The following is a 23543-nucleotide window of genomic DNA, read 5'->3' on the forward strand; positions in this document are numbered from 1 at the left end:
GTGCCGGCCTCTCGCAATACCGCATGCGGTATTTGCATGGGTGGTTTCAGATGACGGCCGCTATGACTAGAATCTAAAGGGACATTGCATCGGCAACCAACGTTATTAAATCATCCAGGTATTCTGAAAACGCATGGATAACATTCGCCACGTTCCCTCGCTACAGGGCCTGCAGGCCTTGGTCGAGGTCGCGGATTCGGGCAGCTTCACCCAGGCCGCCCAAACGCTGTGCCTGACCCAAAGCGCCGTGAGCCGCAAAATCCAGCAATTGGAGAGTCACTTCGGCACCTCGATGTTCCTCAGGACCAGCCGCAGCCTGCAGCTCACAGCCGAAGGCGAACAGGTGCTCGCCAGTGCGCGGCACATCCTTGAACACCTCAAGGCCCTCGAAGACCGGATCGCCCCGCAAAAGCGCCCGTTCCGCATCCGTATGCACGTGTCCCTGGCAGTGCGCTGGCTGTTGCCCCGGCTGAATGATTTCTACCGCCATCATCCGCAGGTATCGCTGGCGATCGAGACCGTCGCCACCGAGGTGGTGGAACCGGCCAGCGACAGCGACGCCTACATCCTCTACCTGCCCGAACCGTCCGGGGGCACGGATTGCCTGACCCTGTTCGAGGAAACGCTGGTGCCGGTGTGTGCGCCCGGACTGGCGCTGGCATCACAGGAGGATCTCGCCGGCTTTGCGCTGCTGCACCGTTCGAGCGACAGGAACGACTGGCGGTATTGGCTGGCCGCCAATGGCGGCAACTCACTGGACGAGTTTCGCCACCTTCCCTTCAACCTCGACGAACTGGCACTGGATGCCGCCGCCCGCGGGCTGGGTGTGGCCATGACCGACATGACCCTGGCGGGCGAGTCGATCGAACGCGGCGCGCTGGTCATCCCGTTCGGCGAGCCGTTGAAGACCCGGGGGATTTACGCCCTGTGCCTGCAGCCGTCAGCGGCCGCGCATCCGGCGTGCGGGGCGATCTTGCAGTGGTTTGCCGAGCAGGCAGGAACACCCTCCAACCTGTAGAAACTCTGTTGCCAGTCAAGCTTTCAGCAGCTGCTCTTCGCTTAAAACGCTGTGGGAGATTCTATGGTTGGGGAACCCTGCAACCTTAAAATCGGCTGGTTTTCGCTTTGCCTTTGCCTTTGGCTTTTGATCTTGATCTTGATCTTGATTTTCTTGCCCCATCGAGAGGCCGAGTGGAGGTTCTGCGCAGTGGGTAAACCGGCATGGATGCCGGTTTAGCCGCGCTGGGCCATGGATGGCCCATCGCGGCGGGCCCACGGAGCAGGACCGGAGCGAGGGTATGCCGAGCCACAGCGAGGCACCGAACGCCAGGGGCAAGAGCCCTTGGTTACTTGGGGCCGGGCGGCGTTCCGTTTTTCCAAGTAACTCGCTGTAAGAGCGAAACCATAAGTGGCCGTTACCGCAGGAATGGATATGTACGCGGTCAACAAACAATAGGTCGGCTGTAAGGCCGCCATCGCCAGCAGGCTGGCTCCCACAGTAGTGGGGACAGCCGCGAGTGATTGGTCGGCTGTAAGGCCGCCATCGCCAGCAGGCTGGCTCCCACGGTAGTGGGGACAGCCGCGAGTGATTGGTCGGCTATGAGGCCGCCATCGCAAACCAGCGCCTACAGGGGGACCGACGCATTAGTCATCTTCATGCAACTTGATCCCACGCGCATGCAACAGCGGTGGCACCACCAGCACCAACAGCGTCAGCGCCATGAACGCCGCCGAAATCGGCTGGGTCAGGAATATCGTCCAATCCCCCTCACTGATCGACAGGGCATTGCGCAGCTGTTTCTCGGCCATCGGCCCCAGCAGCATGCCGACGATCACCGGCGCCACCGGGAAATCGAAACGGCGCATCAACACCCCGGCCCAGCCGATCCCCAGCATCAGCAGCAGGTCGAAGGAAGAGTGGCGCATGCCGTAGACGCCGATGGTGGCGAACACCAGGATCCCGGCGTTCAGATAAGGCCGGGGGATCTGCAGCAGCTTGACCCACAGGCCCACCAGCGGCAGGTTCAGCACCAGCAGGATGACGTTACCGATGTACAGCGAAGCCACCAGGGTCCACACCAAATCAGCGGAGGTCTCGAAGAGCATCGGCCCCGGTTGCAGGTTGTAGTTCTGGAAGGCCGCCAACAGGATCGCCGCCGTGGCGGAGGTCGGGATGCCCAGGGTCAGCAACGGCACCAATGAACCAGTGGCACTGGCGTTGTTGGCCGCTTCCGGGCCGGCCACCCCTTCGATGGCGCCCTCGCCCTTGTTAGCGGAAAACTCCTTGGGGTATTTGCTCAGTTTGCGTTCGGTGGAATAGGACAGAAAGGTCGGGATCTCCGCGCCACCCGCCGGAATCGAGCCAAACGGGAAGCCAATAAAGGTGCCCCGCAACCAGGCAGGCACCGAGCGTTTCCAGTCGGCGCGGGTCATCCACAATGACGTCAGGCGATGCCGGCCCTCGGCTTGCTCGGTTTGATAAAGCAGGCTGTACAGGGCTTCGCCGACCGCGAACAGACCGACTGCCACCAGCACCACCTCGATGCCATCCACCAGTTCGGGCACGCCCAGGGTGTAGCGGGCAATGCCCGACGTCGAGTCGAGGCCGATCATGCCGATGGTCAAGCCGATCCCCAGTGAAGCAAAACCACGCAGCATCGAGGCGCCAAGTACCGCCGAGACCGTGGTGAAGGACAGCACCAGGATCGCGAAATACTCCGCCGGGCCGAAATTCAGCGCCAGCCTGGCCACGACCGGGGCGAACAGGGTCAGCAGCACCGTCGCAATGGTGCCGGCGACGAAGGAGCCGATCGCCGCCGTGGCCAGCGCTGGCCCGGCCCGACCATTACGCGCCATCAGGTTGCCTTCCAGGGCCGTGACCATGGACGACGACTCTCCGGGCGTATTGAGCAGGATCGAAGTGGTTGAACCGCCGAACTGCGCGCCGTAATAGATCCCGGCGAACATGATCAGCGCACCGGTGGGATCGACCTTGGCAGTGATCGGCAGCAGCAAGGCCACCGTCAGCGCCGGCCCGATGCCCGGCAACACGCCAATGGCGGTGCCCAGCAGGCAACCGATGAAGCCCCACAGCAGATTGATCGGCGTCAGCGCTGCGGAAAAACCCATCGCCAGGCTGGCGAGAATGTCCATGCTGTCGATCTCCTTGGATCAGATCCAGGCGTTGACCAGCGGCGGCAGGGAAACCCCCAGCCCGGCGTTGAACAACCAGTAGATCGGCAGGGTCAGGGCCATGCCGATCGCCAAGTCGCGCAGTGGATGACGACTGCCAAAACCGCGGGCCGAACAGGCGAACAGCAGCCCGGCGGCCAGCACGAAACCGATGACGTTGATGAGCACGGCCACACCGATCAACCCTGCGGTGACCCAGGCTGCGCCGGCCTTGCCGCCCGCCACTGTGTGCGTCTGTTGGTTATCCAGCTCGCGAAAACCGCCGCTGACCGCCTGATAACTCAACAACACGCCCACTGCCCCGAGAAACCCCGCGACCACCCAGGGGTAGACATAGGCCGGCAGAATCACGAAGCCCATCTCCGGCGGAAAGCGCCAGGCGCCCACCGCCAGCACCACGCTGAGGGTAATCAGGCCGATGCCGATGGCCAACTGGGTCGGCACGACTGCGCGGGATCCGGCCATTTCAAAGCAACCCGACCTTGACCAGCATCGCGCGCAACCGCACGTGTTCTTCGTCGACGAATTTGCCGAAATCGTCACCGGTCAGCACGCTCTCCGTCCAGGCGTTGGTCTTGATGTTGTCCTGCCAGACTTTGCTTTTGCTGGCGGCCACCACCGCGTCGGTCACTTCCTTGCGCTGCTCGGGCGTGAGGCCGGCGGCACCATAGACACCGCGCCAGTTGCCGATGACCACGTCATAGCCGCTTTCCTTGAGGGTCGGCGCGTCGATCCCGGGCACGCGCTCGGGCGCTCCGATGGCGAGCACGCGGAACTGGCCGTTCTTGATGTATTGACCCAGCTCGGCGTAACCACCGGTGATCACCTTGATCTGGCCGCCCAGGGCCTGGGCGACGATTTCACCGCCACCGCCGGTGGCGATGTAATTCACCTTGTTGACCGGCACATCCAGCTTGCCGGCCAGTTCGGCGATGCCGATGTGGTCGATCGAGCCTTTGGAACCACCGCCAAAGGTCACGCTGGTGGGCTTGGCCTTGAAATCCTTGATCAGGTCATCGAGGGTCTTGTACGGCGAATCCTTGCGCACCGCGAGCACGTTGTACTCGGTAAACAACCGGGCGATCGGCGTCACGTCCTTCAGGCTGATCTGCGGTTTGTTCTGCTCGATGCCCGCCACCATGATCGCACCGACCACCAGCAGCGCATTAGGGTCGCCCTTGGTGCTGTTGGCAAACTGCGCCAGCCCTAGCGTACCGCCTGCGCCGCCCTTGTTCTCAAAGGTCGCGGATTTGGCAGCGTTGGCCTGGATCAGGGCTTTGCCCAGCACCCGGGCCGTCTGGTCATAACCGCCGCCCACGGAACCGGGGGCCATGAACTTGACGGTGTCCAGCGCCAGCACGGGGGTGCTGATTGCGGCAGCAACAAGGCCTGCAGCCAGGCAATGGCCGACGCGACGAAACAAAGCGGACATGGTGTCTCTCCCTCTAGCATTGTTTTTATGGGTGCCATCTGCGGGTAAGCGTAGAACATGGTTCCGTCTAAGGCCTGCCGAGCCCTGCGAGTCCTGCGTCACAGACTGAAACATTCTTTTGGTCGGGGTGTTCCAGCCCGCGAAATGCGCCAACTATCCTGAAAAACGTCGACCCAACCCTCTGCAACAGGAGAACCCTGTCATGACCATCATGCTCAAGGGCTTTGGCGTGTCATTGCTGTTGGTGGCCACTGCGGCATTCGCCCATCACGGCTGGAGCGAGTACGACTCCAGCAAACCCTTGCAACTGAGCGGCACCATCGAAGCGTCCGGTTACTCCCATCCCCATGGCTTCGTCAACCTCAAGACGGCGGACAAGACCTGGAACGTGGTGCTCGCACCGCCCTCGCGCATGGAAAACCGTGGGCTGGCGAAGGACATGCTGGCGGTCGGCACCCAAGCCAGCGTGGTCGGTTATCAGAACCGCAACAAACCCGATGAGTTGCGTGCAGAAAGCATCACGATCGGCGACAAAACCATAGAGTTGCGCTGATGCAAACCAACCAGGGCTGGATGGACTGGCTCAATGATTCGTCGCTTGGCTCAGCCATGCGCGGTGATTTATGGCTGTATCCGTTGGTGGAGGTGGTGCACATCCTCGGCTTCACGATACTGGTCGGTTCGGTGCTGATGTTCGACCTGCGGGTACTCGGCGTATCACGCAATATCCAGGTGACGGCCCTCGCCCGCCATTTCCTGCCATGGTCCGTTGCGGCTTTGCTGTTGATCGTTCCGGCCGGGCTGATGATGTTTTCCGCCCACCCTCACGACTTCGCCTCCAATGACATTTTCATCCTCAAGCTCTGCCTGATCGCCGCGGCGGGCTTCAACGCCGTGCTGTTCCATGTCGGCGTGTACCGTTCCGTCACGGCGTGGAATACCGCCAACCCGGCACCGGGCGTGGCCAAGGTGCAGGCCCTGTTTTCCATCGCGCTCTGGGTCAGCGTGATCCTCTGCGGCCGATTGCTGGCCTACACCTGAAGGACTTGTTGCATTACAGACTTGTCATCGAGTTGTCAGCGTAGCCAGCACCCTCGCTTCATACAGTGAAGTCGTCAGTCACCCGCACCGGGTGACACGCCTCCCACTGATGATGACAAGGGTCGATACCATGAATCCATTGAGCAAACTCTGCCTGATCGCCGCCAGCCTCTTCGTACTGGGCAGCGGGTCCGCCATGGCTGCAACCACGACCGCACCGGTCAAGGCCAACAACGTCGTGCTGGTGCACGGTTCCTGGGCCGATGGCTCCAGTTGGGCGGATGTGATCAGCCGCTTGCAGGCGGCCGGCCTGCACGTTACGGCGGTGCAAAACCCGCTGACGTCGGTGGCCGATGATGTGGCCGCGACCCAGCGCGTGCTCGATCAGCAAGACGGCCCGACCGTGCTGGTCGGCCATTCCTACGCCGGCACGGTGGTCAGCGAGGCCGGGATCAATCCGAAAGTGAGTTCGCTGGTGTACGTCGCCGCGCGTGCGCCGGATGCCGGGGAAGATTTCGTCGCACTGTCGGCCAAATACCCGACCATGCCGGTACGCGCCGGTACCGAAGAACACGACGGTTTCGTCAGCCTCAAGCAAGACGCCTTCCTCAAGTACTTCGCCGGCGACGTCCCTCACGATAAAGCCATGCAGCTGTTCGCCGTGCAACAACCGATCGCCAAGACCCTGTTCACCGACCGCACCACCGCCGCGGCCTGGCACACCAAACCGTCGTGGTACGCCGTCTCCAGCCAGGACCAGACGATCAACCCGGACCTTGAGCGCTTCCTGGCCAAGCGCATGGGCGCCACCACCATCGAATTGCCGTCGAGCCACTTGTCGCTGGTGTCCCACTCGAAGGAAATCGCCGACCTGATCCTTGCGGCCACCGGTCGCCAGCCTTAACCGGCGGCTATTTATTACAACTTTGTCATCGAGCTGTTGGTGGGCTGTTCGGATCGCCTGGTTAACCTGAACTCACTGCCAGGCAACCTGCCGACAGCCCACTCAAACCTGAATAGAGATCACCGTCATGAAAATGTACATCCTCGGTTTCGCCGCCCTCCTCGCAACCGGCTCTGCATTTGCCGATACCCAAAGCTCCGCCCCAGTGATCCACGACAAGGACGCAGCCTTCGTCCACCTCGACGTCGCCAAAGTGCTGGGTGAAACGGACATTTCACAACAATGCGGCATCATCCCGGCCCAACTGAACTACCTCGACCATCAGGGTCGCCAGCATGAGCTCGATTACCTGGTCCAGGGCAGCGGGTGCATCAATGATCACTGATCGTCATCCCTGCATACCGGCGGATGACCGGGCTACACTGGCGGCAGCGGCATGCCGCAGTAGCCCGCCTGCGCGGCGCGCAATCCTGCTGACCCCGAACCAGGCAGAAGCCCATGAACATTCTCGTCGTCGAAGATGAACCCAAGGCCGGCAATTACCTGCTCAACGGCTTGCAGGAACTCGGTTACACGGTGAGCCTGGCCCGCGACGGCGTCGATGGCTTGCACCTGGCCCTGGAACATGATTTCGATGTGATCGTGCTGGACGTGATGATGCCGAAAATGGACGGCTGGGAAGTCCTGCGGCGCCTGCGCAAGGAAGCCGATACCCCGGTGCTGTTCCTCACCGCCCGCGATGACATCGCCGATCGCATCAAGGGCCTGGAACTGGGCGCCGACGATTACCTGATCAAGCCGTTTTCCTTCGCCGAGCTGGTGGCCCGCCTGCGTACCCTGACCCGTCGCGGCCCCACCCGCGAAGAAGAACAGTTGCACATCGAGGACCTGGCGATCGACGTGCTCAAGCGCCGCGTTACCCGCGCCGGCACGCGCATTACGCTGACCAACAAGGAATTCGCCCTGCTGCACCTGTTCGCCACGCACCAGGGTGAAGTGCTGTCGCGCTCGATGATCGCCTCACGGGTCTGGGACATGAATTTCGACAGCGACACCAACGTGGTGGACGTCGCCGTGCGGCGCTTGCGGCTGAAGATCGACGATCCCTTCCAGCTGAAGTTGATCCACAGTGTGCGCGGTATCGGCTATCGCTTCGATACGCAGCCATGAACAGCCTGTCGCATCTGCGCCACTCCCTGACGCTGCGCCTGGCGCTGGTGTTCGCGTTCCTGGCGTTTGTCTCGCTGACGTCCCTGGGCGTGGCGTTGTACCGTGACCTGGAGCGCGAATTGGTCCGCCGTGATGACGCGGCGCTGATCACCCGCATCGATCAACTGCGCACGTTCCTCAACGACAGCAACACCCTGGAGCTGATCCGCAGCAAACCCGCGCTGTTCCAGAACATGCTCGGCAACCGCGAAGCCCTGTTGAGTATCGGCGCGCCCGGGCAACCGCCGTTGCTGCAGGTGAATCCGGGCAATCTGGACATGCCCGTATTGACCCCCATGGCCATGGACCACCCACTGGGCCTCGGCGACGTGCAACACTTGCCCAACGTTAATGGCGTACCTTTTTCCGCACTGGCGGCGACCATCGCCTCCGGTGACCAGGGCACGCTGCAAGTGGTGACTGGGCGCCTGATGACTGAACGCACGGCGGTGCTCGCCAGTTACCGGCTCAACGTCTACCTGTTCGCCAGCGTGGCGGCGATTCTGCTGGCACTTTCCGGCTACGTGCTGGTGCAGCGCGGCCTGTTGCCGGTGCGGCGCGTGGCCCGGCATGCCCAGGGCATCGGCGTCGGTAATCTCGGCGAACGCCTGGACAGCCAGGGCGCGCCGCTGGAGTTGCTACCGATGATCGAGGCCTTCAATGCCATGCTCGACCGCCTCGGCAGAGGTTTCGTGCAACTGGGCCAGGTGTCCACCGACATGGCCCATGAGCTGCGCACACCGATCAATAACCTGCTCGGTGAAACCCAGGTCGCCCTGCAGCAAGACCGCAGCATCGAGCACTATCAACAGTTGCTCGCCTCTAATGTCGAGGAACTTGAGCGCCTGGCACGCATGCTCGACAACATGCTGTTCCTGGCCCGCACCGACCCGGCCAGTGCCCTGCGCCAACGCCAGGAACTGGGCGCCCTGGATGAAATGGAACGCATGGCCGACTATTTCGAAGGGCTCGCGGGGGATGTCGGAATCGCCATCAACGCCCAAGGCAGCGGTGTGATCTGGGCCGAGCCGATGCTGTTGCGCCGCGCCCTGGCCAACCTGTGCGCCAACGCCATCAAGTACGGCGCGCCGAACTCCGAGCTATTCATCTGCGCCACGCCCACTGCCGATGGCATCCGCCTGCAGGTGCGCAACCAGGGCCAGACGATCCCCGCCGAACACCTGCCCCGGCTGTTCGAACGCTTTTACCGCGTCGACGAATCCCGCGAGCGCTCGGCGCAATCCAACGGCCTGGGGTTGTCGATCGTGGCGACGATCATGCAGTTGCACAATGGCCAGTGCAGCGTCACGAGTGCTGATGGTGTGACGTGTTTCGAGTTGTTCTTTCCGGCCCGGCGAGCGGGCGAATAACGCCAGCAAATCGAATGCGATCCCCTGTAGGAGCTGCCGCAGGCTGCGATCTTTTGATCTTGCCGTTGCACTTGCGACCAAAAAAGCCTCGATAACGTTGAGTCATGACCTAACCTCATAGGTTGGAGTGACACATAACCAGTCGAGCACGCCGATGCGCAATGCCTTGAGCTTCGTGATTCTCATCGCTTTACTGTTCGGGCCGAGCGCCGGATGGCTATCGGCGGCGCCCATGCCCGATATCCCCACAAACGCCCAGGCACCCGCTTCCGCCAGCGTTTCCGACAGCGATCTGGAGGCGCTGCAGGGCCAACTCGGCAGCTACAAGCAGCAAGTGTCACAGGCCATCAACTACAGCCAGCTGGAAAGCCCGCAGGATCTGGTGCAGGCGCTCGTCAAGGAGGTCGATCGCCTCTCGGCACTGCTGTTGCCCGAGCAGGACCAGTTGCAGGCGCAATTGGGCGTGCTGGGCCCGCCGCCAGTGGCGGATGCCGCGCCCGAGAAGTCCGATATCGCCCTCCAGAGAATCACCCTGACCGAACAGAAATCCCGGGTCGACGCCAAACTGAAAACCCTGGTAGCGCTCAAGGCCAGCGCCGCCGAACTGCTGACCCAGATTGCCGCCATCCGCCGCAGCCTGCTGGAAACCGAAATGACCCAGCGGACCAGGAGCGTACTCAACCCCTGGTTCTGGGCCCCCCTGCTCAATCCGCCAGAGCATGACCGGGAAAAATTCAGCGCCTTCCTGCACCAGATCAAGGACACCCTGGACGCCACCTGGCAACCGGGCGCGCGCCTGCTGACCAGCCTGTTGATCGCGATGGCCGTGCTGCTTTGGGTCGTGGGACGGCGGCTGGCCGAACGCGGGCTGACCTGGTTGTGCATCCATCGCATGCCGGAAGGTCGCCTGCGGCGTAGCGCCCTGGCCCTGGCCTCGGTCATCGCCACGGTGCTGACGGCCTGGATAGCCTTGCGCCTGCTGTTTTTTGCCTTCACCCGCGAACTGCCGCTGACGCCACAGCTGACGGGGTTTTCCCAGGACTTCGAAAAGATCGTCTATACCTGCGTGCTGATCCTCGGCCTGAGTCGCGCACTGCTGTCCACGCAGCACCCCTCATGGCGCCTGCCAAACTTTGCCGATCCGCTCGCCCTGGCGATGGAGCCCTACCCGGCACGGCTGGCCTGGACACTGCTGTTGCTGGTATCGCTGGCGCAGATGACCAACGCCACCAGCATGAGCGCGGAGCTGGTGATCTCGGTCCGGGGCGCGGTCGCCCTGATCGTCTCGGTCATGATCGCGATGCTGCTGTTTCGCGTCAGCAAAACCCGCCGGGACATGGTCATGGCGGGGGTCGCCCCCGAGGCTGGCCGGACCTTCGCCGGGCTGATCTATTCGTTCGCCAGCATTGCGATCGTGATTTCACTCCTGGCCTTGCTCGCCGGCTACGTATCGCTGTCGCGCTTCATCACTTACGAACTGGTGTGGTTCTACATCATCTTCGCCGGCTTTTATTTGCTGACCCAGCTGGTCAAAGACGGCTGCGAACACCTGTTTTCCCCCCGCACCTCCACCGGCAAGTCCCTGAAACAGCTATTGGGCATTGGCGATACGCGGCTGGAACAGATTTCGATCATCCTCTCCGGTGCCGGCCGCGCCTCGTTGTTGCTGATCGCGCTGATCACCCTGGTGGTGGGTGGTATCGGGTCGACCCTCGAACAACTGGCCACCAACATCCTCGCCATCCTCGGTGGCGACGGCCTGCGCAGACTGAACATCGTCCCGGCCAACCTGTTGCATGCCTTGCTCGCCGTGATCATCGGCGTCTATCTGATTCGTTCGCTGCGGCGCTGGCTGGACAACGAATTCCTGCCGAAAACCGAAATGGACCCGGGCATGTGTGCCTCGCTCAGCACGCTATTTTCCAACATCGGCTATGCCCTGGTGCTGCTGCTGATGCTGTCGTCGCTGGGGGTCAAGTGGACCAACCTGGCCTGGATCGTCAGCGCCCTCTCGGTGGGCATCGGCTTCGGCTTGCAGGAGATCGTCAAGAACTTCGTTTCCGGCATCATCCTGTTGACCGAGCGCCCGGTGAAGGTCGGCGACCTGATCAGCATCAGCGGGGTCGAAGGCGACATCCGCCGGATCAACGTGCGGGCCACCGAAATACAGCTGGCCGACCGCTCGATCGTGATCGTGCCGAACTCGCAATTGATCTCGCAGAACCTGCGCAACGTCACCCTCGGCGGCAGCGCCCAGGGGGTGGCGTCACTCGAGCTGATGTTCCCGCTGGACATCGACCCCGAGCAGGTGCGCAACCTGCTGTTGGACAGCTTCCGCGAGCACGAGACCATCCTGGAGAAGCCGGCACCGGTGGTGCGCTTCAGCCAGCTCAAGCCTGAAGGCATTACCCTGACCGTCACCGGTTATGTCAGCAGCCCACGCATGGTGGTTTCGATCAAGAGCGAGCTGCTGTTCGAGATTCTCAAGCGGCTGGGCGCCGCCGGGATTGAACTGGCGAAACCGCCAACGGCGTAACGCGGCTTATGTAGGAGCTGCCGCAGGCTGCGATCTTTTGATCTTGCTTTTTTACAATCAAAAGATCGCAGCCTCGTTTCACTCGTCAGCGCCTACACAGCTCCTACAGGTTCATCAGTGGGCGATACACACCGATTTAAGCTCGGTGTAGGCCTCGATCACCGCACGACCGAACTCGCGCCCCATGCCCGATTGCTTGACGCCACCGAACGGCATCGCCGGGTCGAGCAGCACGTGGGCGTTGACCCACACCGTACCGGCTTCGATGCGCGGCACCAGGTTCATGGCCTTGCCCAGGTCGTTGGTCCACAGGCTGGCGGCCAGCCCGTAACGGTTGTCGTTGGCCAGCGCGATGACCGCGTCTTCATCGTCGAACGGCATCACCCCCAGCACCGGACCGAATACCTCTTCGCGCGCCACGGCCATGCTGTGGTCGATGTCGGCGAGAATGGTCGGCTGGACGAAGAAGCCCTCGCCTTCCAGCAACTCGCCGCCCGCCACCACCCGCGCACCTTCCTGGCGGGCCAGCTCGATGTGCTTGAGCACGCTTTGCTGCTGCTTGCGCGACACCAACGGGTTGATCGCCGCTTCGCCGTTCATGCCTGCGCCGATCGGCATCGCCGAGACCGCCGCCGCCAGGGCTTCGACAAACTGGTCGTGGATCGAACGATGCACGTAGAAGCGCGAGGCCGCCGCGCACACCTGGCCATTGTTCAGCAGGCCGCCGAGGATCGCGCCCTGCACGGCTTTTTCGATGTCGGCATCGGCGAGCACGATCATCGGGTTCTTGCCGCCCAGCTCCAGGGAGAAGCGCGTCATGTTTTCCATGCACGCCACACCGACGCTCTTGCCCACGGCGGTCGAGCCGGTGAACGACACCTTGCTCACCAGCGGGTGCGCGGTCAGTACGCCGCCGACCGAGGCCCCGCCGCCGGTCACCACGTTGAACACGCCCGCCGGAATGCCCGCTTCGAGGGCCAGTTCGGCCAGGCGCATGGCGGTCAACGGGGTTTCCATCGCCGGCTTGATGATCACCGTGCAACCGGTGGCCAGCGCCGGCATCAGTTTCCAGGCGGCGATCAGCAGCGGGAAGTTCCACGGCACGATGCCGACCACGACGCCCACCGGCTCACGCTTGGTGAACGCGGTGAATTTGGTGCCCGGCGGCAGCGGGATCGACACATCGAAGGTCTGCCCTTCGATCTTCGTCGCCCAGCCGGACATGTAGCGCATGAACTCCACCGTGGCGTTCAGGTCCAGCGCGCGGGCCATGTTGATCGACTTGCCCTGGCTCAGGGTTTCCAGCTGGGCCAGCTCTTCAGCATGCTCCTCCACCAGGCGGGTGAAGTTCAGCAGGATGCGTTCACGGTCCGCCGGACGCAGGCCCGACCACACGCCGGACTTGAAGGCCTGGTGCGACGACTGCACGGCGCGCTCGACGATTTCCAGGGGCGCGTCGAGGGTTTCGCACAGGGTTTGCCCGGTGGCCGGGTTGACCACGGCAATGCTCGGGCCTTCGGCAAACACCCACTGGCCATCGATGAAGCAGCCGTGCTGGCGATCGAGGAATGCAGCAACCTGCGGCAGGATTTCAACGTTGCTCATGAATCACCTTCAGTTCTGTTGTTCTTTGAGGAAGCACACGACCGCCTGGCGATCATCTGCCGAAGCCATGCCCATGTAAGGCATGTAGGTGCCAGGCACATAGGCCTGGGGTTGGGTGATGAGTTGCGCGATGTTCTCGGCTTGCCAGTCGATGTTCTTGTTGCGCATGGCCTGCGAGTAGTTGAAGCCTTCCACCGAGCCGGACTTGCGCCCGATCACACCCGCCAGGTTCGGCCCCATCATGCCGGTCGTGCCTTTGCTCACCGCATGGCAGACCCCGCATTCATTGGCGAACAATTCGGCGCCACGACTCTTCACCGGTGCGCAATCGGCCGCCAGGGCGGCCTGGGCCAGGGTGAAGGTCAACAAACCAACGAGGGGCAAACGCAGGGTGGCGAACATGGGAAACGACCTTGAAAATCCACGCGTTCGCCAGCCGGCGAACGTCAACACAGAAAGCGCCGAGGCGACGGGGCTTCGGCAGGTTGAGAGGGATTGTCGGTGCTGCGCGATTCGCAGGTTTTGCCCTGCGTGCCAGTTGTGTTGGCGGTTCTGCCAAACTGCTGCATGGGCATGACGGGTGATGGCAAAGCGACATTCAAAGTTCTGCCTATACTGCAACCCAGCCGCCCTGATCACCTGCGCTGAGGAATTGCTGGATGAATGTGACCGACTATTTTGATCGAGCCAGAATCATCAATATTTCGTCGAGAAAGGATCGTCGTGTAGAAACGGTGGAAGAATTCGCGCGCAACGGTTTTCCCTTCGATCATGAAAAAGTCAGCTTTTTCCAGGCGGTGACGCCCAGTGAGGACGATGGCTTCCCGAGCATCGGCGCCCGGGGCTGCTTCATGAGTCACTTGGGCATTCTGGAAGAGGCGATCCGCCTGAACGTAAGCAACATCCTGATCCTGGAGGATGACATTCAGTTTTCCAGGCGCATTGGCGAGTATGGCAAACAGGCCATCGAGTCCCTGCAAGGCATGGAGTGGGACATCGCCTACTTCGGCCATCCGTTTGAAGGCGACTCCAGCTCGCCCTCCTGGAAAGCGGTCGACCAACCCATACACCTGTCGCATTTCTATGCGGTAAACGGCAAATGCATTGTCAGGCTGAGGGACTTTCTGCTGCAGATCCTCGAGCGCCCGCCGGGGCATCCGGACGGCGGTCCGATGCACTATGACGCGGCCCTCAATACGCTCATTCATTCGAACAAAGACGTGCAGGCCTACTACTTCACCTGGAATCTTGGCTATCAAAGACCCTCACGCACCGACCTGCATGCACTGTCCCTCTTCGACAGGACTCCTGTGCTGCGGGATGTCATGGGCATGCTCCGCAAGTTGAAGGCCAGGAACCTGAGACGAATTCGCTAAATCGAAAAAAGCCCCTTCCCGATCAGTGCACGGACCTGTGCACTGTCACCCCGCCCTGCAATCTGGCAAGCACAACCAACTCTTTGGCACCGTGGCAACAAGGCGCAAAAAATCCCGGCATTAGTATCTGGCGGGACGCAAACCTGCGCTCAAGAACAAGAACGGATGCCACACCATGCTCAAGTCCCCCTTGCTTCGCCTCTCGACCCTGGCGCTGATGATCAGTGCTGGCCAAGCGAGCGCCTACGAACTCTACGCCACTGACGACAGTCACCTGAACGCCACCCTGGAAGCGGTTTTCGGCGTTTTCCACAGCCAGGAAAACTACGCCCTGTCGGGTCGACTCGACGAAGGTTCGTCGTCGTGGCGCGAGGGCTACATCAAGTACGGCCTGAGCTTCGACCAGGGCCTGGCGGGGGTCGGCACGGCTTACGGCGCGGCGAACATGCTCAGCTCCGGCACCTGGGGCGACGGTGATGCCGCCGGTTTCACCGACGGCTCGGAACGCACCAGCAAGTTCGAAGACGCCTACCTTGGCTGGCGCTCGAGCGACCTGTTCCCTGTACTGGGCGCTGACGGCATCGACCTGTCGTTCGGCCGCCAGAACATCATGGTCGGCGACGGTTTCCTGATCAACGGCGATGCGCTGAACCTGGGCAAAGGCCTGGCCGACGGCGAGTTCAATCGCGGTGGCGCCTACTGGCTGGCCGCGCGCAAGGCCTTCGACGAAACCGCGGTGCTGCGCATCGGCGGCAAGGAAGGCTGGCGCAGCGACCTGATGTGGCTCAAATCCAACAACCGCGCCCAAGCCATGACCGAAATGTACGTCGGCACCCTGGAACACGTGTCCGAGGCCGGCACTGTCGGCCTGACCTACATCGACACCACGGACGTCGACGAGCAATACGCCTCCCCCGCGCAACTCGAGCGCGACGGCATGAAGACCTACAGCCTGCGCGCAACCGGTAACGCCGGGGTCAAGGACTTGTTCCTCTCCGGCGAATACGCCAAGCAGGACAAACCGCACACGGCCACCGAGGATGCCTGGTACCTGGAAGCCGGCTGGACCTTTTCCGAAGCACCCTGGACGCCCTATGCCGGCTACCGCTACAGCCGTTTCTCGGAAGGCTACGACACACTGTTCTACGGCTTCAGCCGCGGCTTCGGCACCTGGTTCCAGGGCGAAGTGGCGGGCAACTACGCTGGCCCGTTCAACAGCAACTCGCGCATCCAGCAACTCAAGTTCACCGTCTCGCCGCTGGAGAACCTGACCGTCGGTGCGATGTACTTCAACTTCGACACCATCGACCGCGACCTGGGCAACACCGATGGCCACGAAGTCGACCTGTACGCCGAATGGCACCTCAACGACCACCTCACGGTGATGCCACTGGTGGGCCTGTTCCAGCCGGACAAGAGCGCCGACCAGGGCGGCACGCAGTTGGGCAACAACGACAAGAACCTCTACAGCCAGCTGATATTCGCCACTACTTTCTAATCTCGAGGCCCTGAGCTGCAGGCAGGCTGCGATCTTTGATCTTGAAAGTCAAAAGATCGCAGCCTGCGGCACCTCCCTACAGGTTCGTGATGGCAGCGCCAATGCATTGCAGGGAAAAAGGTATTTCCAATGCACAAAAGATTTCTCACGATACAGAGCAAGATCACCCTGCTCGCCGGCCTCTGCCTGGTGTTGGTGGTGGGCTTGTTGATGGGCCTGTCGCTCTACCAGACGCACCAAAGCAGCCAGCAAGTGGCCCGGGCCAGCAGCGACATGCTCGCCGACGCGGCCAAGGAACACATGCAGGCCCTGGGCAAAGTGCAGGCCATGCAAGTGCAACGCACCTTCATGCAGACCCACGAATACGGCCAGGGATTGTCGCGGTACCTGTTGTATCTGAGGCAACTCCAGCAACAGGGCAACCTGACCCGCCAACAACTGCGCCAGGCGCTGAGTACCCAGCTTCATCAAGCCCTGATCGACAAGCCCGACCTGCTCGGGCTTTACGTCATTTTCGAACCCGACGCGCTGGACGGCGCCGATGCCGGTTTCGCCGACAAGCCGGACCAGGGCAGCAACGAAACCGGACGCTTCTCCCAGTACTGGGTGCAGGGCAACCCCGGCGAACTGCAAGCGGTGATCGGCGATGAAGGCCTGCTGGCCAACACCGAGCCGGGCCCCAGCGGCGCACCCTACAACGCCTTCTACACCTGCGCCCGCGACACCCGCCAGGCCTGCGTGCTGGAGCCCTACTTCGACGAGGCATCGGGCAGTCGCAAGCTGGTGACCAGCGTCGCCTTCCCGCTGCTGGAGAACGGCAAAGTCATCGCCGTGGTCGGCCTCGACATCAACCTCGCCGCGTTGCAAAAGAACAGCGAAGCCAGCGCGCTGCAGCTGTTCGACGGCCATGGCCAGATCAGTATCGTCAGTCCCCGTGGCGTGATCTCCGCCAACAGCCAGGACATCAGTCGCCTCGGCCAACCGATGGACAACGCCCAGGTGATGGACGCCTTGCGCCAGGGTCGGCCGAAGGTGTTTGTCGACCCGCAGCAGATCAAGGTCCTCGAACCGCTGCCGCCGATTGCCGGTGCCGCGCCCTGGGGTGTGCTGGTGGGTGTACCACAAGACGTATTGCTGGCACCGGTCACCACCCTGCAAAAACAACTCGATGCCAAAAGCATGCAAAGCACTGCGCTGGAACTGCTGCTCGGTGGCGGCTCGGCCCTGCTCGGCCTGCTGCTGATGGGCTACACGGCACAGCGCATCACCCGGCCGCTAAAAGTGCTGACCCGGGTCATGGAAGATATCTCCCTCGGCGAAGGCGACCTGACCCGGCGCCTGCAAGTGCAATCGCGGGATGAAATCGGCCAGTTGGCCACGGCGTTCAACCGTTTTGTCGAGCGCATTCACCAGTCGATCCGCGAAGTGTCGTCGGCGGCCCATGGCGTCAACGAAGGTGCCCGCCGCGTGCTGGACGCCTCCAATTCGTCCCTGAGCAATTTCGACGATCAATCGAGCCGCACCAACAGCGTCGCCGCCGCCATCAACCAGTTGGGCGCCGCTGCCCAGGAGATCGCGCATAACGCCTCCGATGCCTCACAGCAGGCTTCTTCCGCCCGACAACAAGCCGAAGACGGTCGCCAGGTGGTGCAGCGCACGATAGACGTGATGAACGAACTGTCCGGCAAGATCAGCGCGTCGTGCAGCAACATCGAAGTGCTCAACGACAAGACCGTGAACATCGGGCAGATCCTCGAAGTGATCAAGGGCATCTCCCAGCAGACCAACCTGCTGGCACTCAACGCCGCCATCGAAGCGGCACGTGCCGGTGAAGCCGGCCGCGGCTTTGCCGTGGTCGCCGACGAAGTACGCAGCCTCGCTGGCCGCACCCAAACCTCGGCACTGGAGATCCAGCAAATGATCGAGGAGCTGCAAGTGGGCGCCCGCGACTCGGTCACCACCATGACCGAAAGCCAGCAGCACAGCGAAGAAAGCGTCACCATCGCCAACCTCGCCGGCACCCGCTTGAGCAGCGTGACCCAACGCATCGGCGAGATCGACAACGTCAACCAATCCGTCGCCGCCGCCACCGAAGAACAGACCGCCGTGGTCGAGGCCTTGAACGTCGACATCACCCGGATCAACACGCTGAACCAGCAAGGGGTGGAGAACCTGCAGGCGACGTTGCGGGCTTGTACGGAGCTGGAGCAGCAGGCGGGAAGGTTGAATCAGTTGGTGGGGAGTTTTCGGATTTAACAACGGAGTTGTCTGAAAAATCGACTTCGCTGGCGAGCTACCTATATCTGATCAGCGTCGAACGATTTACCGGTGTTCGTCGAAGATTCCTGTAGAAGCGAGCCAGTGAAGGCGCCCTTATGGCCGGTATATGACTTAGGCTTTCTTTGCTGAAAGCTGAACTGCCGAATGATTTTGAAAACTTCAATTCGTTCAGTTCATCGGGCACGAAATGACTGACACTTATGCCTAAACACCTATCGTGCTATGCGCACAGGCTCCGCGGCCGCACGGATAAAAGCTTCATCCAAACTGCTTGCATCGTAACGTCTCACGAACTCACCACCTGAGCTAAACGGTTTGAACTGTTGCTGGCTAATCATGTAGAAGATGTCACAGTTACCCACAACCTCTTCGACATTGTGGGACGACACTAGAATTGCCGCTCCCTCATTAGCCGCACCACGTAGACACTTCCAAATATAATGCCTGAATTCAGGATCAACGCCAGCGGTTGGCTCATCCAGTATCACTAGATCCGCTTCTATGGCCAGCAAAGAAAGAGTAAAAAACCAACGCTTCTCACCATAACTGCAAACAGAAGATTTTTTTGACCAGATCTCTTTATATCGCTGAACTATCTCTGGACTCCAGGCAGTGAGTTTCTTCAACGCTTGCTCTTGCGAGGTACGGGTCGAAGAACAAAGCAACGTCGTCATTCTAAATATATCGGACATACGCAGCACTGGCGGCGTCATGATCGTTTGCGATAAATAGACCTGGGAGGCAAATCTATTGAAAACCTGCCCTTCCTTTACTTTTTTTAGCCCGCAGACAATATCGAAAAAAGTAGTTTTCCCAGAACCGTTTGGCCCCAGCAATCCGGTAATGCTCCCCGGAACTACTTGGATAGACGCATCATTGAATAGCACTTTATCGGAATACCCGAAACACAGGGACTTGGTTTCTAGAATACTCATCAATACCGACTCCATACGGGATTTATGCGCAAAAATCGCAGTGACAACAAAAAAATCGCTGCAAACGAGCCAATAATCCAAAAAATTAAAATATAGTACTTTTCATAGCCTCCTACCATAAGCTTATTCGCAACAAATAGAGGATTAACTTTATTGACAGCCTCAACTACAGGGTGCAACCCACCAGCACTTAGAATACCAAAAACCAGCATTAAAAATGACACGATTGAAAAAATTGTATTAGCATTTTGAAAACTTAATGGCAGAAACCCCAACAAAATCCCTGGCACGACAAACAGGATATAACAAATATAGAAACGAGAAATAACTTGCAAGAGATCGGACAGATTGAAAGATCCGAATGAAAAATAGGTTAGCGCATAGAAAGTGGCACAGTAAATCAAGGCAATTAGTGAGTACGCTAAAAACTGCGCCACCATAAATATCAGCTTTGCGTCTGACGTATAAACGAATGACCGTATATAACCACTTTCCCGCCTGCCTACGATATAAAAGGAAAACCCAAAGAATGCGACGCTTGAAGAAATATAAGCATAGAACCAGGATGTACTTTCGATGTAGCTCACCCCCGAAGGAGAAAGCCCTCCTCTAGAATAAGTAAGCAAGTAGTAAGTCGTTACAGGGGAAATAATCATCCAAAATAACGCGACAGGCTCCTTTAATTGCTCCTTTATAAAAAGCAACGCAAGCGCAAGGGACCTTGAGATAGTGCAAACTGGCATAAACACCCCCTTTCATGGAAATGGAACCATAATATTTTTTCTCTCTACAACCATCTGATCGACAAAACCTTGAGAGTACTTATTATGAGTATTTATCCCCTTGGAATTATTCATATGCAGAAAAAAATCCGGAGAAACAAACTTGCAGAAGAAGAATATATTATCATTCAAAATGAGTGAATGAACATATAAATAGCCATCAATTCGCCGAACCTTGAGTGCAGCTAAAAGACCTGAGAGGCTAAAGTCAAAACGAGATTCGGTGATAGCCATACCGCGAAGCTTTATACGAGTTATCTCCTCGTACGTATCATAAGTATTACAGTTCAGAAAATGTTTCAAGTATGGATCTTTTACTTCGCCAATATCACGCTCAGTCGCCCGAAACAAATCAATAAACCTGTAAGTTTGCCAAAGCTCATATATTGATTTTTCAAGTGCACCAGCAAGCGTTTTTGCATACGACATCCCTGCGCAATACTGGACATGTCGCTGTTTATTATTTTGACCGTAAACGGTCAATATGCAGAAACCAGGATAGTCAGGATCGGATATATCCATGACCGAAAGCTCACCTGATTTATTAAGTGCCTCGTACAGAGATTTAGCACCACTCCCAAATAACGCCTCTTTGACATTTTGATCGGAAATCAAGCTTAGGCATTCTCTTGTGAGCCAAAATCTAGACAAAAACTGCCTTTCCAAAGATTCTTTGATTGCTCCAAAACTCGCACTTTCAAAACACCAGTGAAAGCTACAACCACAAGTATCTCGAAGCGGGTATATTGGATTTTCGCTTTCGATCTTATGATAATTTAGAGAAATACACGCAGTGGGTATGTGGCAAATGGAAAAGTCCGACGTACGAGAAACCTTGGTTAAATTATATGAATGGCTGAAGAGCTGTGCGGAGGTCAAGTCATTATCATTCGTTTGAGAGAACGCAAAGACAAATTTTTCAGCTTCCACGCTCGTCAGCGAATGTTTGATATTTCCAACAACATTCGGCATCACCTCCATGTAGAAGTGACGTCTTTCAAAATATTCCCCTATCGCCGCTTTTATAGATGAGGAACCATCTCCTACACCAGACCCTCCATTTAACCAAGAATCCTCCACTTCGACCGATGACGGGAAAGACAATACACACGATGGTTGACAAATAAGCGTACCAGGTAATATTGAATAGTGACTGGAATTATTCAGGATCATGCTGCTCACCAATAAAGTGGACGCACATCGGGAAGAAAATTGTTGGGTTAAGACCAATTGCTTTACACACCATCGTATCGGTATATGCTGACCATAACCTGCACCGCAAGCCTAGGTTTTTTGCTTGCAATTCGATCAACATATAAATTGAGCCGACCTCCATTAATGCAAGTCGATATCCTCTACACCTATACTTGAATAAAGTTTTAGGGATATATACAGCATAAATTATTGCGACACTAGGTGTACCAATGCTGCCTGGAGCAGACAAGATTGCTTTTTTCAGGTCTTCGACATCATGTGTGCCCTGAACTACTTCAAACTCTTTTGACTGAGGTAGGAGGTGTAAAACTTTCTCAGGGCACGGCCAACTTTCGCTGTCATTCATAAGCGAACAGATAAATATTTCAGCGGGGTATAGCGCACCGCCACTTGGGTACCCCCTCTTATAGCTATCTTTTTTTGGGCACAGAAGCGGGGACACCAACTTTTCGATTCTAGAGAAATCTATAGATTTGTCCGAGAAGATTTCACACGACTCATTACGACAAATAGCCGGAATAGTTTTATCCTTAATGTTTATAGGTAAGGTTAAATCCATATCTGGATAAAGTCGCAACTCGTTCCCAGTCAACTGAGAAAGATCTTTATCACTGATATTGTGCAGACGAGTAGCGTGCCTGAAGGCATCATGAATTGTATAGTTCCCCCTTGCATGAAAAGCTAAAGTCTCTGCATGAACATTCGAATCCATGAATCTAAGATAGTAATCATGAGGAATGTACTTCATTTTTGCATCCTCAAGCAGTCGCACATATTCCAATGGGCAGCCGAAGCTTCTCTCACCAAATTACTAGCAAAGTCAATATGCGTCTCTTGCAGAATGTTGTCCTGATAGCGAAAGTCGCTGTCGGAACTCGTCAGCAGTTTTATCTTCCTAATCAACGCTCCGACCAATAGTGAGCGCTGAAGAACATTCAACGGACTTGAAGGTACTGCAACGTGTTTATTTCTGCAAAATTGAACGAGCTTTGACCAGGCGTTCCTGCTACTTTGATAATCCTCGTAGTTCATAAGCCTATCCACACTGCAAAAATGACACGGATTTCCGACCTTCGGCAAATATGGCTGACTAATGCAATAAGAACTACCCACACAATAGCAGACGCTAATCGCACTTTCAGGCGCCGCAACTACTAGATCAAAGTATAGTTTTTTCAGAAGATCATAATCATAGTTAACACACATGATAACAATGTAGTATTTTTTATTTGAAACGACATCTGTGAGCGAACTTGAGATTTCGCTTATTTCCAACGGCGTATTTATTTCACTTTTTAGTAGTTTTTCCAGGTCGTTGTCCTTACCCCAATCATGAGCCACGATCGTTTTTTCGAAGTACAAGTTGGTGCAATCCTTAATGGAAAGTGCTTTTTCTAAAAACTCATAAGCGCACTCCGGATTCAAGCCGTGATCCATCAGTATTTGGTCGAATTCGACCTTTGAAATGTTTGTGTATTTTTTCAGTTTCGTTAACGCTGCCAACAAATCGGGCGAGCTTATCTTTGACACGCCCCGTCTTGAAACAATCAAACTATCAGTAGGAAAATTTAGTATGTCGTAGCTTTGTATAGTCAACATCATAAAATCCCTCAAAATGGCTTTTCTGGTAAATACCAGAAAAGCCATAGCTTTTTGGTTTTTTAATCGTTATCGGATGATATTGGTGTGGTTATATTATTCCCTCCACACCCGCCGCTACCCCCGCTCCCGCCACTACAACCGCCGCCACCTCCGCATCCTCCGCTTCCCCCACATCCGCCTTGACCACCTGAGCCTCCAGCCATGTGTGGGCATAAGCCATAGTCAAACTCATCTCCAAAGTAAAGAATCTCACCAAGATTTTCAGTGTTCATAATTAATTACTCGCTGTTAGAGAAAGTGCCACCGGTATTTGGTGACGCCTTTATTTCTAATAGCTTCGAGAACTGAACGCAAGAGACTGAGTTTTCTGCATGCAGGAAAATTCATTCAATCTCTCAGGAAATTTCGTACAGAGGCAGAAAGGGTTATTTCTGTTGGTTTTAAGTTTAAAAAACCACGTCTAATTAATATCTTTATTTAACTTCTTAAAAATTCGCCACATTGCTTTCGCAAAACTGAAACAAGGCGAATAGCGGCGAGGTATAGCCATCTGTAGGACGGAGTAA

Annotated in this window: 20 protein-coding genes and 2 pseudogenes; 12 read left to right on the forward strand and 10 right to left on the reverse strand. The window is 57.8% G+C overall.

Annotated elements, in window-relative coordinates:
• The first annotated feature begins 133 nt into the window (after positions 1-133).
• On the forward strand, positions 134-1018 hold the full coding sequence (locus DKB71_RS20650) for a LysR substrate-binding domain-containing protein (RefSeq protein ID WP_408597072.1): 885 nt from the start codon (positions 134-136) through the stop codon (positions 1016-1018).
• A gap of 626 nt (positions 1019-1644) precedes the next feature.
• Here the strand turns inward: DKB71_RS20650 and DKB71_RS20655 are convergent.
• The 3 genes from DKB71_RS20655 to DKB71_RS20665 are packed head-to-tail and all read right to left on the reverse strand — an operon-like array spanning position 1645 to position 4624.
• Entirely contained in the window at positions 1645-3153 is a 1509-nt protein-coding gene (locus DKB71_RS20655; protein ID WP_274076212.1) for a tripartite tricarboxylate transporter permease, read from the reverse strand.
• Between the two features lie 18 nt (positions 3154-3171).
• Positions 3172-3657, reverse strand: a complete 486-nt coding sequence (locus DKB71_RS20660) for a tripartite tricarboxylate transporter TctB family protein (protein ID WP_408597075.1) — start codon at positions 3655-3657, stop codon at positions 3172-3174.
• A gap of 1 nt (position 3658) precedes the next feature.
• Complete coding sequence (locus DKB71_RS20665; protein WP_408597077.1) at positions 3659-4624, reverse strand: Bug family tripartite tricarboxylate transporter substrate binding protein; 966 nt, start codon at positions 4622-4624, stop codon at positions 3659-3661.
• Between the two features lie 202 nt (positions 4625-4826).
• Between DKB71_RS20665 and DKB71_RS20670 the strand changes: the two genes are divergently transcribed.
• The 7 genes from DKB71_RS20670 (at position 4827) to DKB71_RS20700 (ending at position 11684) form a co-directional block, all read left to right on the forward strand.
• The gene (locus DKB71_RS20670) at positions 4827-5177 is read left to right on the forward strand and encodes a DUF6152 family protein (RefSeq protein ID WP_408597079.1); all 351 of its coding nucleotides are present in this window, start codon (positions 4827-4829) and stop codon (positions 5175-5177) included.
• A complete protein-coding gene (locus DKB71_RS20675) occupies positions 5177-5665 on the forward strand; it encodes a DUF6644 family protein (RefSeq protein WP_408597081.1) in 489 nt (162 codons plus the stop codon). The genes DKB71_RS20670 and DKB71_RS20675 overlap by 1 nt, the downstream gene beginning before the upstream one ends.
• A gap of 130 nt (positions 5666-5795) precedes the next feature.
• The gene (locus tag DKB71_RS20680; protein WP_408597083.1) at positions 5796-6569 is read left to right on the forward strand and encodes an alpha/beta hydrolase; all 774 of its coding nucleotides are present in this window, start codon (positions 5796-5798) and stop codon (positions 6567-6569) included.
• Positions 6570-6696: 127 nt separating this feature from the next.
• On the forward strand, positions 6697-6954 hold the full coding sequence (locus tag DKB71_RS20685; protein WP_408597085.1) for a DUF2790 domain-containing protein: 258 nt from the start codon (positions 6697-6699) through the stop codon (positions 6952-6954).
• Positions 6955-7067: 113 nt separating this feature from the next.
• Positions 7068-7739: a heavy metal response regulator transcription factor gene (locus DKB71_RS20690; RefSeq protein ID WP_008060619.1), complete on the forward strand. Its 672-nt coding sequence runs from the start codon at positions 7068-7070 to the stop codon at positions 7737-7739.
• Positions 7736-9148 (forward strand): heavy metal sensor histidine kinase, encoded by a 1413-nt coding sequence (locus DKB71_RS20695; protein ID WP_408597087.1) that lies wholly within the window; start codon positions 7736-7738, stop codon positions 9146-9148. Before DKB71_RS20690 ends, DKB71_RS20695 begins: the two co-directional genes overlap by 4 nt.
• A gap of 154 nt (positions 9149-9302) precedes the next feature.
• Positions 9303-11684, forward strand: coding sequence for a DUF3772 domain-containing protein (locus DKB71_RS20700; protein ID WP_408597089.1), 2382 nt, complete (start codon positions 9303-9305; stop codon positions 11682-11684).
• A 114-nt stretch (positions 11685-11798) separates the two neighbouring features.
• Here DKB71_RS20700 and DKB71_RS20705 read toward each other — a convergent pair whose 3' ends face one another.
• Both DKB71_RS20705 and DKB71_RS20710 read right to left on the reverse strand, forming a co-directional pair.
• A complete protein-coding gene (locus tag DKB71_RS20705; RefSeq protein ID WP_408597091.1) occupies positions 11799-13289 on the reverse strand; it encodes an aldehyde dehydrogenase family protein in 1491 nt (496 codons plus the stop codon).
• Positions 13290-13298: 9 nt separating this feature from the next.
• Positions 13299-13691 (reverse strand): cytochrome c family protein, encoded by a 393-nt coding sequence (locus DKB71_RS20710; RefSeq protein ID WP_274076201.1) that lies wholly within the window; start codon positions 13689-13691, stop codon positions 13299-13301.
• Positions 13692-13948: 257 nt separating this feature from the next.
• Here DKB71_RS20710 and DKB71_RS20715 point away from each other — a divergent pair, with 257 nt between their 5' ends.
• The 4 genes and pseudogenes from DKB71_RS20715 to DKB71_RS20730 all read left to right on the forward strand — a co-directional run.
• Positions 13949-14665, forward strand: a complete 717-nt coding sequence (locus DKB71_RS20715) for a glycosyltransferase family 25 protein (RefSeq protein WP_274076200.1) — start codon at positions 13949-13951, stop codon at positions 14663-14665.
• A 175-nt stretch (positions 14666-14840) separates the two neighbouring features.
• A complete protein-coding gene (locus tag DKB71_RS20720) occupies positions 14841-16163 on the forward strand; it encodes a hypothetical protein (RefSeq protein ID WP_406592639.1) in 1323 nt (440 codons plus the stop codon).
• A gap of 348 nt (positions 16164-16511) precedes the next feature.
• A pseudogene (locus tag DKB71_RS20725) lies at positions 16512-17564 on the forward strand (HAMP domain-containing protein); the annotation flags it as partial.
• A gap of 258 nt (positions 17565-17822) precedes the next feature.
• Positions 17823-18419, forward strand: a pseudogene (locus tag DKB71_RS20730) (methyl-accepting chemotaxis protein); the annotation flags it as partial.
• Between the two features lie 236 nt (positions 18420-18655).
• On the opposite strand, the gene DKB71_RS20735 reads toward DKB71_RS20730, so the two are convergent.
• The 5 genes from DKB71_RS20735 to DKB71_RS20755 are packed head-to-tail and all read right to left on the reverse strand — an operon-like array spanning position 18656 to position 23022.
• Positions 18656-19378, reverse strand: coding sequence for an ATP-binding cassette domain-containing protein (locus DKB71_RS20735; RefSeq protein WP_274076197.1), 723 nt, complete (start codon positions 19376-19378; stop codon positions 18656-18658).
• Positions 19378-20121 (reverse strand): ABC transporter permease, encoded by a 744-nt coding sequence (locus tag DKB71_RS20740; protein ID WP_274076196.1) that lies wholly within the window; start codon positions 20119-20121, stop codon positions 19378-19380. Before DKB71_RS20740 ends, DKB71_RS20735 begins: the two co-directional genes overlap by 1 nt.
• 12 nt (positions 20122-20133) lie before the next feature.
• Entirely contained in the window at positions 20134-21333 is a 1200-nt protein-coding gene (locus DKB71_RS20745) for a YcaO-like family protein (RefSeq protein WP_408597095.1), read from the reverse strand.
• Entirely contained in the window at positions 21320-22123 is an 804-nt protein-coding gene (locus tag DKB71_RS20750; protein WP_408597097.1) for a SagB/ThcOx family dehydrogenase, read from the reverse strand. Before DKB71_RS20750 ends, DKB71_RS20745 begins: the two co-directional genes overlap by 14 nt.
• On the reverse strand, positions 22120-23022 hold the full coding sequence (locus tag DKB71_RS20755) for an McbB family protein (protein WP_408597099.1): 903 nt from the start codon (positions 23020-23022) through the stop codon (positions 22120-22122). Before DKB71_RS20755 ends, DKB71_RS20750 begins: the two co-directional genes overlap by 4 nt.
• Between the last annotated feature and the right edge of the window lie 521 nt (positions 23023-23543).

Source organism: Pseudomonas sp. PLMAX (assembly GCF_046042685.1).
Lineage (GTDB): Bacteria > Pseudomonadota > Gammaproteobacteria > Pseudomonadales > Pseudomonadaceae > Aquipseudomonas > Aquipseudomonas putida_AE.